At 40.8% G+C, this 14,350-nt stretch carries 14 protein-coding genes; 9 read left to right on the top strand and 5 right to left on the bottom strand.

Annotation, left to right across the window (positions count from 1 at the left end):
* Positions 1 to 25: 25 nt before the first annotated feature.
* Positions 26 to 1,204, bottom strand: a complete 1,179-nt coding sequence (locus A6M13_RS07040) for an acyl-CoA dehydrogenase family protein (protein WP_066544366.1) — start codon at positions 1,202 to 1,204, stop codon at positions 26 to 28.
* A 19-nt stretch (positions 1,205 to 1,223) separates the two neighbouring features.
* On the bottom strand, positions 1,224 to 2,123 hold the full coding sequence (locus tag A6M13_RS07045) for an alpha/beta fold hydrolase (protein WP_066544369.1): 900 nt from the start codon (positions 2,121 to 2,123) through the stop codon (positions 1,224 to 1,226).
* A gap of 179 nt (positions 2,124 to 2,302) precedes the next feature.
* Here A6M13_RS07045 and A6M13_RS07050 point away from each other — a divergent pair, with 179 nt between their 5' ends.
* Both A6M13_RS07050 and A6M13_RS16715 read left to right on the top strand, forming a co-directional pair.
* Positions 2,303 to 4,096, top strand: a complete 1,794-nt coding sequence (locus A6M13_RS07050) for a V4R domain-containing protein (protein ID WP_066544371.1) — start codon at positions 2,303 to 2,305, stop codon at positions 4,094 to 4,096.
* Positions 4,097 to 4,322: 226 nt separating this feature from the next.
* The gene (locus A6M13_RS16715; protein ID WP_425393912.1) at positions 4,323 to 4,565 is read left to right on the top strand and encodes a hypothetical protein; all 243 of its coding nucleotides are present in this window, start codon (positions 4,323 to 4,325) and stop codon (positions 4,563 to 4,565) included.
* A gap of 22 nt (positions 4,566 to 4,587) precedes the next feature.
* On the opposite strand, the gene A6M13_RS07055 is transcribed toward A6M13_RS16715, so the two are convergent.
* Entirely contained in the window at positions 4,588 to 5,886 is a 1,299-nt protein-coding gene (locus tag A6M13_RS07055) for an MFS transporter (RefSeq protein ID WP_066544374.1), read from the bottom strand.
* Positions 5,887 to 6,341: 455 nt separating this feature from the next.
* On the opposite strand from A6M13_RS07055, the gene A6M13_RS07060 reads away from it, so the two are divergent.
* The 5 genes from A6M13_RS07060 to A6M13_RS07080 are packed head-to-tail and all read left to right on the top strand — an operon-like array spanning position 6,342 to position 10,288.
* Positions 6,342 to 6,812: a flavin reductase family protein gene (locus A6M13_RS07060; protein WP_066544378.1), complete on the top strand. Its 471-nt coding sequence runs from the start codon at positions 6,342 to 6,344 to the stop codon at positions 6,810 to 6,812.
* 21 nt (positions 6,813 to 6,833) lie between these two features.
* The gene (locus tag A6M13_RS07065) at positions 6,834 to 7,619 is read left to right on the top strand and encodes a 2-keto-4-pentenoate hydratase (protein WP_066544380.1); all 786 of its coding nucleotides are present in this window, start codon (positions 6,834 to 6,836) and stop codon (positions 7,617 to 7,619) included.
* On the top strand, positions 7,616 to 8,497 hold the full coding sequence (locus tag A6M13_RS07070) for an acetaldehyde dehydrogenase (acetylating) (RefSeq protein WP_066544382.1): 882 nt from the start codon (positions 7,616 to 7,618) through the stop codon (positions 8,495 to 8,497). Before A6M13_RS07065 ends, A6M13_RS07070 begins: the two co-directional genes overlap by 4 nt.
* Positions 8,494 to 9,492 carry a 4-hydroxy-2-oxovalerate aldolase gene (gene dmpG, locus A6M13_RS07075; RefSeq protein ID WP_066544388.1) on the top strand — a complete coding sequence of 333 codons (999 nt, stop codon included), beginning with the start codon at positions 8,494 to 8,496 and terminating at the stop codon, positions 9,490 to 9,492. Before A6M13_RS07070 ends, dmpG begins: the two co-directional genes overlap by 4 nt.
* Positions 9,493 to 9,508: 16 nt before the next feature.
* Positions 9,509 to 10,288, top strand: a complete 780-nt coding sequence (locus tag A6M13_RS07080; protein ID WP_083998259.1) for an FAD synthetase family protein — start codon at positions 9,509 to 9,511, stop codon at positions 10,286 to 10,288.
* A gap of 285 nt (positions 10,289 to 10,573) precedes the next feature.
* Here the strand turns inward: A6M13_RS07080 and A6M13_RS07085 are convergent, their stop codons facing one another.
* Together A6M13_RS07085 and A6M13_RS07090 are read right to left on the bottom strand one after the other, a co-directional pair.
* Complete coding sequence (locus tag A6M13_RS07085; protein ID WP_066544395.1) at positions 10,574 to 12,076, bottom strand: flotillin lipid rafts scaffold protein FloT; 1,503 nt, start codon at positions 12,074 to 12,076, stop codon at positions 10,574 to 10,576.
* Positions 12,077 to 12,160: 84 nt separating this feature from the next.
* Positions 12,161 to 12,679, bottom strand: a complete 519-nt coding sequence (locus tag A6M13_RS07090; protein ID WP_066544397.1) for an NfeD family membrane protein — start codon at positions 12,677 to 12,679, stop codon at positions 12,161 to 12,163.
* A 132-nt stretch (positions 12,680 to 12,811) separates the two neighbouring features.
* On the opposite strand from A6M13_RS07090, the gene A6M13_RS07095 reads away from it, so the two are divergent.
* The gene (locus A6M13_RS07095) at positions 12,812 to 13,066 is read left to right on the top strand and encodes a hypothetical protein (protein ID WP_066544399.1); all 255 of its coding nucleotides are present in this window, start codon (positions 12,812 to 12,814) and stop codon (positions 13,064 to 13,066) included.
* A gap of 4 nt (positions 13,067 to 13,070) precedes the next feature.
* Entirely contained in the window at positions 13,071 to 14,270 is a 1,200-nt protein-coding gene (locus tag A6M13_RS07100) for an MFS transporter (protein WP_281181711.1), read from the top strand.
* The last annotated feature ends 80 nt before the right edge of the window (positions 14,271 to 14,350 follow it).

Genomic DNA, 14,350 nt, shown 5'->3' on the forward strand with positions numbered 1-14,350 from the left:
TGTTCACCTCTATAAAGTTTTAGGATTAGCCTTGAATATTTGTTTCGATACCGAATAAATGGCGACCATAGCCTGTGACAGCATCTTCATATAATGATGTAATATGCGTAGCAATGGCCATTAAATCACGTGTTAAAATTTCAACCGGATGCCCTTTTAATAAAGCATGTCCACCAAGCGTTAATAATGCTTTTACGCCGATCTGTGTACTTTTATCAATAATGCTTGCACGAATCGCTTTGTAGCGAGGTCCTTCGTATGCATTGCCTTTGTCGCGCTCCATTAAATAAATGTATTGGCGCATTAAGCCTTCAACTGCTTCTAACTCCATACTTAACTCTGCTAATACACGCTGACTTGATGGTGATTCATTTTCCTTCACACCTGAGAATCGAACACGCCCAGCTGTATGTTTGGCGAATTCATCAACAACGCGACGTGCGCCACCAACAGCCATTGCAGCAAACCCAACATAGAAACCTGGATAGAATGGTGTGTTGTAGTATAAATAGTTCTCATCATAACTTTCTTCTTGTGCTTCAGGAGGCTGGCTGCAAGCGATAATTTTGTTAAAACGTAAAATCGCTTCTGGCTTTACAAATACATTATCAACTACTAATGTGTTACTGCCTGAGCCACGTAAACCTAATGAATCCCAGCTTGGAATAATTTTTAATTGGTCAACATCTAATAAAATACCTACACGTTCAGGTTTGTCATTATCTTCAAATTTCATAAATGCGCCAACACCGACCCACTTTGAATAATTGATACCGCTTACAAAGTGGTAAGTACCTGATACTGTATAGCCGCCTTCAACCGCTTCTACTTGACCGATTGGTGCGAATACGTCTGCTACAAAGCCGCCTGATGCGACAACTTCATCACGTAACGGCTTCGGTAAATACGATACCCATGCATTATGTGCTGAGAAGAAATACGTTAACCATGCAGCAGATAAGTTGTAGTAGCCAACAGTGCTTACTAAATCAACGAATGTTGTCCAGTCTAGCTGAGGATGTCCGTATTCTTTCGGTAAAATTAAGCGATGAATCTCCTCACTGCGAATTAAATCTGCTAGCTTTGGTGAAATCGTTGCATCAATATCTGCTTGCTTTGCTTCTTCTTCTGCCAGCTCTCCGATACGTTTCGCCTTTGCCATCATTTCCTCGTACAGAGACGTTGAGTTATTTAGAAGTACCATATGCTCAATCCTTTCTTGTCTATAAATTTGTTGCGACTGTTTCTTTCACATCCGCTGTTAAAAAGTCGATGACGATGCTGTTAACAAGTTCTGGTTGATCTGTTTGGCATTGATGTCCACAATTATCTAAATATTGGAATTCGACATTTGGTAACATTTCTGCTAACTTGTAGCCAACTTCAACTGGTGCTACGGCATCTTGTTTACCCCATAAGAAAATACTTGGGATTTGTAGTTTCGGTAATTTATCTTTTAATGAGTAACGTAACCATAAGTTCGGATCGTCATTCATACGTTCAATGTATGCGTCAAATGCATCATTTGCTTCTTTTACGCCTGGGCGAGTAGCAGCTTGGTGACGTAATTGAATTAATTCTTCTGGTACTTCAGTGCCTTCAGCCATGTTACGTGTCATAAATTTACGTAACGCTTCTTCCGTGTAATCGTAGCCAATTACATTTAAGAATGAACGCATGCGACGTTGTGGAGCATCAAACATTGCTTGGTAAATTGTATTTGAACCGATGTAGACAATTTTTTGCACTTTTTCAGGGTGATCGAGTGCATATTTAGCGGCAACGTACGCGCCTTGTGAGTTACCGATTAAAAATACTTCGTCTAAGCACAATGCTTCGATGAAATCATGTACATGATCGACTAGGCTTTGGTGCCCGTTTACTGGCCATGCATGTTCACGTACATCTGTGAAGCCCATCGAAAGTTGGTCGATAGCGTAGGCGCGGAATCCTGCTTCTGCTAATGCTGGTAACATTAAACGCCAGCCTGCTGCCCCACATGCACCTGGTCCTGCTCCGTGTAATAAAATAACAGCTGGCCCCTCTGTTCCTGCCCATGAATAATGTGTTTTTACGCCATTGGCAAGTACCCAGCTATTGTGGTATCCATTGAAAATCGTCATTTGCTTGTCCCTCCATACCGTTTTGTAATGGCTTTCATGTTGTTATCTTATAATGTGAATAGTCAGAATATAATGGTGATTTTTATGGAAAAAATGAATTTTAACTGTAGAAAATTATTGTAAATACGAGAAACATTGCGTAAAATGCACTGTAAGCAGTATTGCAAAGGGGTGTTTTTATGAGTGATCAACTATATGAGACGCAAGATACGAGCAAAATCTTAATGTCTGCGAATGCTTATATGACGATGCGAGAAAATTTAGAACAAAATATTGGGTCACATAAAGCGAAAGGATTTTTATTTCGATATGGTCGTGATTTTGGAGAGGAAGCTGCAAGAAATTATTTAGAAAAACGTGAACGTAAGGGGAAAATAGGGAAGATGCATGTGCGCTTAGGGCATGTGACGGACGTTACGTTTAACGGGAAAATTGTACGTCATGATGACGGGACGATCGAATGTATCAATACGACTGGGCAATGGATTGAATCATTTGAAGCGGCTATTCAATTAAAGCATCATGGATTATCAACAGAGCCTGTTTGTCATACTTTATGTGGATTTGCGAGCGGTGCACTATCATATGAATTTGGCGTGTCGTTAATCGTAATTGAAACAAAATGCTTTGCAAAAGGGGATGACTGCTGTGAGTATGAAATCCGTCTAGAAGAAGATTGGTTACCAGAGAAGCAAGAACTTGTGAATTTATATCAAAGCGACAATATTTTATCGGAGCTTGAAATGACATATGACGCACTACTGCAACATAAGCAATTGCTAGAACGTCTTTCAGTATTCCAAACCCAACTGACGCAAAGTGTGACAGAGCGTTATTCGATGGCGGAACTGATTGATGAAGCACAAAAGCTACTAGATATGCCAATCTTAATAGAGGACATACATGGACAGTTATTAAAGCAAAGCGGGTTATCGACAGAGCAGCGTATTTTGCTAGAAACACCTGCAACGCTTATTTATGAAAAAGATGTGCAAAATATCGCCTATTATGAAAGTGCGGGTTATGCTAAATTGTCGTCACCTGTAACGATTAATAAAAAGCATTACGCCACATGTTCATTTATTTATATGGATGGACGAGTGATGGAAGAAAGTGATGCGATGTTTTTAGAAAAAGTTGCGAGCGTTGTAGCACTGTGTATATTATACGAGGAAGCTCAATTTGAGGAGCAGCAGCGAATGCGTAGTTCGATTATCGAGCGTTTAATTCATAAGCAAAACATTGCTTCGATTGAATCCAGCTTTAAGTTTTTACCATTTCAATTTAGTGGGCCGTATACGACATCTGTTATTCGCATTACGCCGAGCAAAAAAGCGGTCGGGGATTTACTCGACTACCATGATCAACTCATGCAGTTATCGCGTATGTTTGATACATGGCGCGTGCCAACGATTTTAGCAGATATTGGTGAAGAAATTGTATTGCTTACTTCGCATACGGTAGATGCACGCCAATTTAAAAATGTTTGTACGAAAGTGCTGAAAAAAATGAATCAGCAAAATGCCAACTATACATACGCACTTGGGATGAGCCGATTATTTACACACTTTACATCGTTCGAACAGTCGTTAAAAGAGGCGCGCATTGCCCAACGCTTTGAAAACCAACAGCTATTTACGGACTACGAGGAGCTTGGCATGCTTGGCGACTTAGTAACGAACATGAGCATTGAGCAAATTCATGATTTAGCACAAAAAATGCTAAAAGGTTTATACGACTACAATAACCCACGTAAGAAAGAGCTACTGTATACGCTCTATATTTATTTACTGAATAACCAGCGTTTAAAGGAAACGATGGAATACTTAAATTTATCAATTGGTGGTATTCAGTACCGTATTAAGCAAATTGAGGAACAGCTAGAAGATACATTGAAAAATGCTTCACTCGCTGCCTATGCATTATTATTAATCCAAGCGTTACTACTACTTGGTGAAGTGAAGTTTACGTAAAGAAGTGGAAGTTCAGCGAAGGCTGGACTTCCTTTTGTTTGAAAATTATGTTTATTTAATGGGGTGTCACACAATAATACGTTATAATAAGAAGAGCTAGTGCGGATGTGTAGTGCACAGAAAAACGCTAGAACACCCGCACCGACATTTTAGGCTACTTTTATGATAGTTGTGAGTTAAAAATCCTTATTTTTTGTTAAATAAATGGATATATAAGTGGTTATTTATGCATTTTTTAGGTAAAATGGCGTTTGAATACACCCTGAATGAGGGGATTGAAACAGTTTTGCAAAAACATATCTTCTGCTTTTGCGCTCGGTTTGAATACACCCTGAATGAGGGGGTTGAAACAATAATGACTGTTTCTAATTGCTCACGCGTAATATTTGAATACACCCTGAATGAGGGGATTAAAACACAGAGCTATCTACTACAAGCCATCAAAAAAACGCTTATCCATAACGGATAAGCGTTTTTTATGTGCGAATCTTTTAGCTATTCCCTTCAGCTACTTCTAAATCCATTTTTGCTTCTTCAGCAGCGCGTTGTGCATCTGCTTTTTCTGTTGCGGTAATTTTTAACTTACGTGTCGCGACTAATACAATCGCTGTGAATAAGTATAGACCCACAACAACTAATACACCTGAGTTAAAGCCAGAGCGTACATCTTCACCTGCAAGAGTGATTAAGTAACCTGTTACCCAAGGACCGATAACGCCAGCCATACTTGAAATTGATAATGAAATCCCTGTTACACTACCAACTAAGTTTTTTGGAATAATCATCGTTTTGATTGCAGCATTTAATGGCAGTAAGCTTGTGTTCATAATTAAGCCGACACCTAAAAATAATGATGCTAAAATTGGTGAGTCAACGAATGTTGTCATTGCAAATGCAGCGGCACCAACTAAAAATACAGTTACTAATACACGGTCATACGATTTAATAAGACTTTTGTTCTTTTTAAATAAGTAGTCTGTAAGTTTACCCATACAGATAGCAAAGATAGTTCCCGAAATCCCCATTGCGGCAAATACTAAGCTCATCGTTTGTGGCTCTAACCCTACGATTTGTGTTAAATACGTAGGCGCCCATGTTAATACCCATGTTGTAATCCACATTGACACGAAACCAACGACTAAAATTGATAATACATATGGGTTGAAGAATACTTTTAAAATATCCTTAAATGGTACTTCTGTGTTCGAGGCTAATGTTTTCACATCTTCTACTAAAGGCTCTTTCGGTTCATCACGCATGAAGAAGAAACAAATTGCCCATACTAAACTTCCAGCGCCTAGTAATGCAAATGTATGTTGCCAACCTACTGTAGAAATCCCTAGTACTAATACCGGTGCAGCTAAGTATGTGCCGACCGTTGTTCCTGATGTCATAATAGCTGCAGCGACCCCACGCTCCGAGCTATTGAACCAACGTGCTAAATGCACAACGCAAAGTCCGAATGTACCACCTTCAAAGAATCCTAAAACGACACGTAATAAAATTAAGTGCGTTAACGTTTCGACAAAATAAGCACTTGCTAATGACACCGTCCAACCAGTAGCAATTAACATTAATAAATATTTTGTATTGTATCGATACGTTAGCGTACCTAGTACGATACTTCCGACAGCGTATGCAGCGAAGAAGCTACTACCAACTAAACCAAATTGGTCATAAGATAAATTTAACTGCGACATAATCGGTTCAGCAGCTAATCCTAATACTGCTTTATCCGTGTAATTCAGGACAGATAGTAAAAATAGAAACCCTAGTATTACCCAACGCATAATGATGTCCCCCTTGTTGTGTGAAATTTTCCTGATCCCAATACTTTTGTGGAAAAATGTTAACGCTTTCAAATAAGCGGTAAAAGAAAGGTCACCTCCTGTGATCTGCTACGCACTACATGTTACGAAAAAGGCAGTGGTGCGGTTTTCGGCATGTAGTTATAAAAGCAGTTATTGCCGATGAAATGAATTCTAGGGGAAAAAATGTGTATTTGCAACAAGAAAATTACGCGAAATATAGTAATTTGTGCGATTTTTAGAAAAAAGGGCGTTTTTTGAGAAGTATCAAAAGTTATCGTTACATCAAGCGATTCTCGGAGAATTCACTGAAAATTCATAATTAAAAATATTATTTTTTATTTATTTTTCAGTCATTTTCAATAAAAATTGTAATCACATTTTTATGTTAGCTGTTTTATGATGTGTGTAATCAGCGAGAAATGGAGGTTTTACAAATGGATGATCGTTTATTCCGAGATGCAATGGGCAAGTTCGCAACAGGTGTTACAGTATTAACAACAGAAAATGAAGGTGTGCCACATGGTATGACAGCCAATGGTTTTATGTCGGTATCGTTAGATCCAAAGTTAGTGGTGATTTCGATTGGGCATAAAGCGAAGTTTTTAGAGAAGGTACAAGCTTCTGGTAAATTTGCTGTCAATATTTTAGCAGACGACCAAGAGCACTATTCGCGTCATTTTGCAGGACGTCCAGGAGAAGAACCAGTCGTTTTCAATCAATTAGAAGGTTTACCTGTGCTTGATGGTGTTGTCGCACAAATCGCATGTCAAGTTGTATCAACGCATGTAGAAGGTGACCATACATTATTTATCGGGCAAGTATTAGATCTACAGATTACCGACAAAGATCCGTTATTGTTCTTTAGTGGTCAATATCGTAGCTTACATCAATTCGAAACAGTTTAGAGTAGAGGGAGTGGACAGTGGATGGATATTCAAGCAGCAGCACGTGCGTTGCAAGAAGCAGAGCGTACGAAGCAACCAATCGCCCCGTTAACCGACACATATGAGGTTATTTCAGCGGACGATGCATACCGTATTCAATTAGCACAAATTGCCGAAAAGCAAACAAATGGCGATCGTGTCAAAGGCTTAAAAATTGGTTTAACAAGTAAAGCGATGCAAGATATGCTCGGCGTTTATACACCAGATTACGGTTTTATTTTAGAGTCAATGGTATTTGAGCGTACGATTGATGTGGATCGTTTTATTCAGCCAAAAGTGGAGTTTGAGCTTGCCTTTGTATTTAAGCAAGCATTAGCTGGCAACGTGACGGTGACCGATGTTATCGCCGCTGTTGACTACGTTGTCCCAGCAATTGAAGTCATTGATAGTCGTATTGCGGATTGGCGTATTAAGTTTGAGGATACAGTCGCCGATAACGGTTCGTCCGCTGGTGCAGTGTTCGGTGATACAAAGACGAAGCTTGAGGACATTGCTGACATTACAGCCATTCCAATGACAGCGTCTAAAAATGGTGAGGTCTTCGATACAGCAACGAGTGCGGCAGTGCTTGGCAATCCACTTGAAGCAGTTGTATGGCTGGCGAATGCGGTGAACCAGTACGGTATTACGATTGAGCCAGGTATGTTCGTCTTGTCAGGTGCGGTGTCAAAAGCGGTACCATTTATAGCAGGAGACGTATTTGAAGCAGATTTCGGTGCGCTTGGAAAAGTAAGCGCTACCTTTTTACAGAAAGCGGTGATTCAATGACAAAGCTTAAGGTAGGTATTATCGGTTCAGGCAATATTGGAACGGATTTGATGTATAAAATCGAGCGCAGCGATGTGCTTGAAATGAGTGTCATGGTCGGTATTGACCCAAACTCAGACGGTTTACAACGTGCCGCAAAACGCGGCTATGAAACGATTGCGACAGGTATTGACGGCTTAGTTGAGCGTTTAGATTTAGTTGATATCGTATTTGATGCAACAAGTGCCTATGCACATCAACAAAACAGTGATGCGTTAACAGCAGCTGGCAAAAAGGTCATTGATTTAACACCAGCTGCGATTGGACCGTTCGTTGTTCCGCCTGTTAATTTACAGGAGCATTTAGATAAAGCCAATGTCAATATGGTAACGTGCGGTGGACAAGCAACGATTCCGATGATTCATGCGATTAGCCGCGTAGTGCCAGTAGCGTACGCAGAAATTGTTGCGACCATTTCAAGTAAAAGTGCTGGTCCTGGAACACGTGCCAATATTGATGAATTTACGTCGACAACGTCACGTGCGATTGAAGTCGTAGGCGGTGCGAAAAAAGGGAAAGCGATTATTTTATTAAACCCAGCAGAACCACCGATTATTATGCGTGACACGATTCATGTACTTGTTGAAGAAGCTGGACATGAAGACGCGATCCGTGCATCGATTGAAGAAATGGTTACGGCGGTACAAGCATATGTGCCGGGCTATTCTTTAAAAGCAAATACGGTGTTTGAAGGTACAAAAATTTCGGTGTTTGTCGAAGTCGAAGGGGCTGCCGATTATTTACCGGCGTATGCAGGCAACTTAGATATTATGACAGCCGCTGCCGTACAAGTGGCGAATGAAATAGCACGTCACGCTTTACAGGAGGTAACGCAATGAGCCAAGTTACAATTTTAGATGTATCCTTACGCGATGGGAGTCATGCAGTGCGTCACGCGTTTACAGAAGCACAAGTACGTGCCGCTGCAAAAGGCTTAAATGCAGCTGGTGTTCGTTATTTTGAAGTCTCACACGGTGACGGGCTTGGTGGTTCATCGTTACAATACGGCTTATCGGCAACAGATGAGTTAAAACTGATTGAAGCAGCCGCGTCAGAGTGTACAAATTCCGACGTATCTGTACTGTTAATTCCCGGTATCGGTACAAAGCAAGATTTACAAAATGCCGTAACTGCCGGCGCGAAAATGGTACGCGTTGCGACACATGTCACAGAAGCAGATGTAGCGGCACAGCACATTCAGCTTGGGCGCGAGCTTGGTTTAAAAACAGTTGGCTTTTTAATGATGGCCCATATGGCGCCTGTTGAAAAAGTGGTGGAGCAAGCGAAACTATTTGAATCGTACGGTGCGGAAGTTGTCTATGTGACGGATTCTGCCGGTGCGATGTTGCCACAAGATGTAACTGTACGTGTCGAGGCACTGCGCGACGCTTTAACATGCGACATCGGTTTCCATGCGCATAATAATTTATCAATGGCAATGGCAAACACAGTCGCAGCCGTACAAGCTGGTGCGACGTTTATTGACGGCAGTATGCGCGCATTAGGAGCAGGTGCTGGGAATACACAAACAGAAGTAATGGTATCGGTTCTTGAGAAATATGGGTATGCAACGGGCATTGATTTATATAAATTACTAGACGTTGCAACGGATGTCATTGCGCCAATCATGCAGCAACCACAAGAAATTACAGCTGGTAGCTTAGTGTTAGGGCATGCCGGTGTCTATTCAAGCTTCCTGTTGCATGCGCAAAAAGCCGCACAGCAATTTGGTGTCGATGAGCGTGATATTTTAATGACGCTTGGCAATATGAAAGCAGTCGGTGGTCAGGAAGATTTAATTTACGAAGTCGCACAGCAATTACAGCGCGCGTAATGAAAGGAGAGGGAACATGATGGAAGTCGTTTATGTCGATGCACACAATATTCAGCAGCTAAAGGGGAAGCAAGCGCCGTCAGTCATGGCACTCGGATATTTTGATGGGGTACATTTAGGACATCAGCAAGTAATTGAAAATGCAAAACAGCAAGCAGCTGAACAACAGCTGTCGACAGCGATTTTATCATTTTTCCCTCACCCTAAAAGCGTTATTCAAACAGGTGGCGCGGTGCATTATTTAGAGCCGCTTGAGGATCGTATTGAAAAGCTTGCGCAGCTAGGTGTCGATTATTATTACGTCGTGAAGTTTGACGAGGCATTTTCAAAGATTGAAGCGCACGATTTTATTGAAGGCTATGTGTTAGCACTAGGCGCCCAACATATTGTTTGTGGCTTTGACTATCACTACGGGCGAAAAGCGAGCGGTAATCACGAAACATTACGTGCGTATACAAAGCAAGGTATCGGTGTCACAATTGTTGAAGAGGCGCAAAAAAATGGCGAAAAAATTAGTTCAACCATTATTCGTCAATGTGTTGAATCAGGAAATGTCGCAGCTGTACCGAAGTTTTTAGGTAATTATTATTATACAAAATATTGCACAAAGCGCGGTGTCGCAGATTATTATATGCTTCCACCAGTTGGCCGCTACAAAGCTCAAGTTGAAATGGCTTGTAACGCAGTTGTAGAAGCCCATATTGCAGTTGGAGAAAATCGCGAGCTATATTTTGAACGTGGTATTCAACAAAAGCAACCCGTCAAAATTGTGTGGCTTGAAAAGATTCATGAATAATATAATTATAATAGAAGAAACTCTACAAGAAGAAATGGCGATGTGCGAACAAACCATTTCTTTTTTATGTATAAATGAAGGAAAGTCATATAACATTGCTTTAGGATACTGTGAATTTGTAAATATCATCTAAATATTTTAATGTATAGAAATGAGAGAGAAAGATTCATGGATAATCAATACAATTAAGCAATCTGCGGAGTAACAGCAAGCATAGAAAAGTGATAGGAGAAATGTTGACTTTTCTCCTACCACTTTGTTTTGTCATAGACGTTTTACATAGAGTTATTCGCTTTTTTCTCCTGTTGGCATCGGCACTTTTGGTAATTTTTTAGGTGCTTGAACGCCTACGTAGGCATTAATTAACTCTTTAATATCAATGCCTGATGATTCTTTCAATGTTTCTTGAAGCCCTGCCATTAAATTCGTTGCATACGATGTCACTTTGTTTGCGCCAGCGCCGTTTCCTGTATCAACAACCGTAATTTTGTCAATATTGCTCAGTGGTGCAGCCACTTCACGTGCGTATTCTGGTAGCATTTTTACAATCATGTCGAGTACGGCTGCTTGTCCGAACTGCTCGAATGCTTCGGCAATTTTTTCCTTCGCTTCCGCTTCTGCTAAACCGCGTAGGCGAATAATTTCTGCTTCCGCTGTACCACGCGCACGCTCTGATTCTGCGTGAGCAAGACCAGCAAGGCGAATTTTTTCTGCATCGGCTTGCGCTTGCGTTTCGATACGGTATTTTTCAGCGTCCGCTTCGGCAATTTCTTTCATCTTATCGGCAATTGCTTTTTGTTCAACGGCGTAACGGTCGGCATCGGCTTTTTTCTTGACTTCTGAATCATATTGCTTCTCGCGACGTAAAATTTCGCGTTCTTCTAACTCGATTTGCTTTTGACGTTCAATAATTTGAATTTGCATTTGTTGCTCCATAACTTGTTGTTTCGCTCGTGCCGATTCCAGTTCATAGGATTGGTCTGCGCGCGCTTTTGCAATATCTTGTTGTGCGCGGTATTCGGCAACTTTTAATTGGTTTTCTTTTTCTGCTTCCGCAATTTCAGTTGCGCGTTCTAGCTCAGCACGCATCGCTTCTTGGTCTGCATGTGCACGACGAATGCGTGTTTCTTTATCCGCTTCGGCTGTGGCAATATCAGCATCGCGTTTTACTTGTGCAATACGTGGTTTCCCAAGTGCTTCTAAATAGCCATTTTTATCGCGCACATCTTTAATTGTGAATGATACAATGACTAAGCCCATTTTCGCTAAGTCATTTGAGGCAACGCGCTGTACTTCCTGTGAGAATTTATCACGGTTTTTATAAATTTCCTCAACGGTCATTGAACCTAAAATCGAACGTAAGTGACCTTCAAGTACTTCCTTCGCCTCGTTTTCGCGGTCTGCTTTTGCTTTGCCTAAAAACTGCTCGGCGGCTGTTGCGATTTCCGTAATCGAGCCACCGATCTTAATGATGGCTGTACCATCTGCCATTACCGGAACGCCTTGTTCTGTATAGACTTCTGGCGTTGTAACATCTAGTTTACTCGACAATAAACTTAGTGGCTCTGCTTGTTGGAATACAGGGAAGACGAATGTACCGCCACCACGAATAATTTTTAATTTATTGCCGGATTCATCGGTGTGCACATTTTTACTGCCTAATAAACTGCCTGTGACAATAAGTGCTTCATCTGGTCCTGCTGTGCGATATTTTGTAACGTATAAGAAGATAATTGCTAAAATAACGGCGGCGACAATTCCTGCTGCGATTAAAATACCATTTGTCATACTAAAATCCCTCCAATTGATTTGTTTTTTACCATCTGCCATTACGGCAATGCCTTGCTCTGTATAAATTGAAAGCGTTTTCTTTTATGTGTGTCGTTCGGCAACGTATGCGACACCGTCTTGCACTTCGATAATAATCACAATCGCTTCAAATGGAATGGCGCGATTTGTGTAGCTTTGTGCGCGTTTTGAAATATTGCCACTTACCCCTTCGATTAAAATTTCGCCGTAGCCATCAACGGGAATTGGTGTTAACACCCGTGCAATTTGCCCTTCAAGGGACGCGTCGGTATAGGCGAGGGAAACGTCGGATTTGCGAAGCGGTACAAATAAAAAGTAATACAGAAGTGCGGTCGCAATTGATGCGCCAATAAGTGCGAGAATAAAAATTAAGGTGTGTTGCCAAGATGTGAAGGTTTCGAGTGTGTAGCCAATTGCGGCGGTAATCGTAATGAGTGGGAGCAGAACAGCTAAGTCAAAGAACGGAATACTATCAAGTGCGCCGTCTATCGCGTCTGCGAGTATAAGATATAGTAACGTTAAAAGCCCTGCGACAATAAGCACAGTCATATAAACAGTTGTCATTGGGTAGCCGAGTACCATCAAATTCACCTCCTTTATGTGCTGTTAGTTTATTTACGTAAAGTTTGTGAAAAAGTTTCAGAAAAAATGAAAAATTTTAAAAATTTTATTTTCTGCAAAATTCCTCTACTATAGAGAAAGGAGGAGAACGACATGAATTTATTAGCGTATACAGTATTAATGGGTGGTATTGTCTTACTGATTACAATGGTTTGTGCGCGCAAGCTAGAAAGACGATATGCAGCGATTGCAACATTAGTGTTTGTCATTGTCGGCTTTGTGACGATTTTAAGTGGCATTTTCGTTGGGCAGTGGAATGGTATTAGTGTTTCAGCGACAGGGATAGGCATTTTTGGCGGTGCGATTATCGGGACACTTTTAATGCGTCTTTTACAGCGACAACAGTGAAACAATAAGGGAGTATAGTGAATATATGTGGCACAATCGAAATGTATGGATTATTTTAATTGGTGAATTAATTGTAGGGCTTGGTTTATGGGCAGGCATTATCGGTAACTTAGGCTTTATGCAACAATTAATTCCATCTGACTTTCATAAGTCAGTACTTCTGGCAATTGGTATGCTTGCAGGGTTTTTAGTAGGACCAATTGCGGGAAAAATGGTTGACCGCTACGCGAAAAAGAGCGTATTGATTTGGTCATCAGTCGGTCGAATTATCAGTGTGTTCTTTATGTTTGTGGCGATTTATTTCGAGTCCATTGTATGGATGATGCTTTTTTTAATTGTGCTACAAATTGCGGCAGCATTTTTTATGCCAGCAATGCAGGCGATTGTGCCGATTGTCGTAAAAGACGACGAGCTAATGACGATGAACGGCTGGCATATGAATGTGCGTACCATTAGCCGCATTATCGGAACAGCGGCAGCCGGATTACTCATTGTGACTGTCGATTTAATTTGGCTATATATTATTTCACTTATTATGTATGTATTAATGCTTGGGTGTATGTTTATGCTGAAAATTGACGAGGAACAACAGCAGGCGAAGGCAAAACATAGCGGCAGTTTTAAAGAAGTATTGCCGATTTTTAAAGAGCAGCCCATTGTGTTAATGGCATTTTGTTTAGCCGTTATTCCAACATTGTTTTTAGGGTCGTTTAATTTAGTGATTATTAACATTGTCGAGCTACAGCAAAATCAGTCCATCTCCGGTATTTTATATACAGTTGAAGGGATTGGCTTTATGCTCGGAGCATTTTTTGTGAGAAAACTAACGACGTATATGACACCGACACAATTGTTATTTACGGTGGCATTAGTTATTAGTGTACTTGATTTATCGCTTGGCTTCTCTCATATCTCGTGGATGCCGATTGTAACATTTGCTGTATTCGGCTTTGCAGTTGGGTGTTTCTTCCCGTCAATGATGACAATTTTCCAGCGTCAAGTGCCGAAAAGTCACCACGGTCGATTTTTTGCCTTCCGTAATATGTTTGATACGGTGTTATTCCAAATCGTCTTATTATCAACGGGCGCACTACTCGATTTAATCGGGCTACAGCAAATGGGGATTGTGTTTGGTGTGATTAGTTTAACGTTAACATGCTTTTTCTTTTTATATGTGAAGAAAAGTGCGATGCAGGTTCAATAGAATATATGTTGATTTTTTATGCCAGGACGAAATGGTGTGATGTAGATGAACATTTCACCGCTTCATACGGATACATATGC

The sequence above is a fragment of the Caryophanon tenue genome, assembly GCF_001700315.1.
Lineage (GTDB): Bacteria > Bacillota > Bacilli > Bacillales_A > Planococcaceae > Caryophanon > Caryophanon tenue.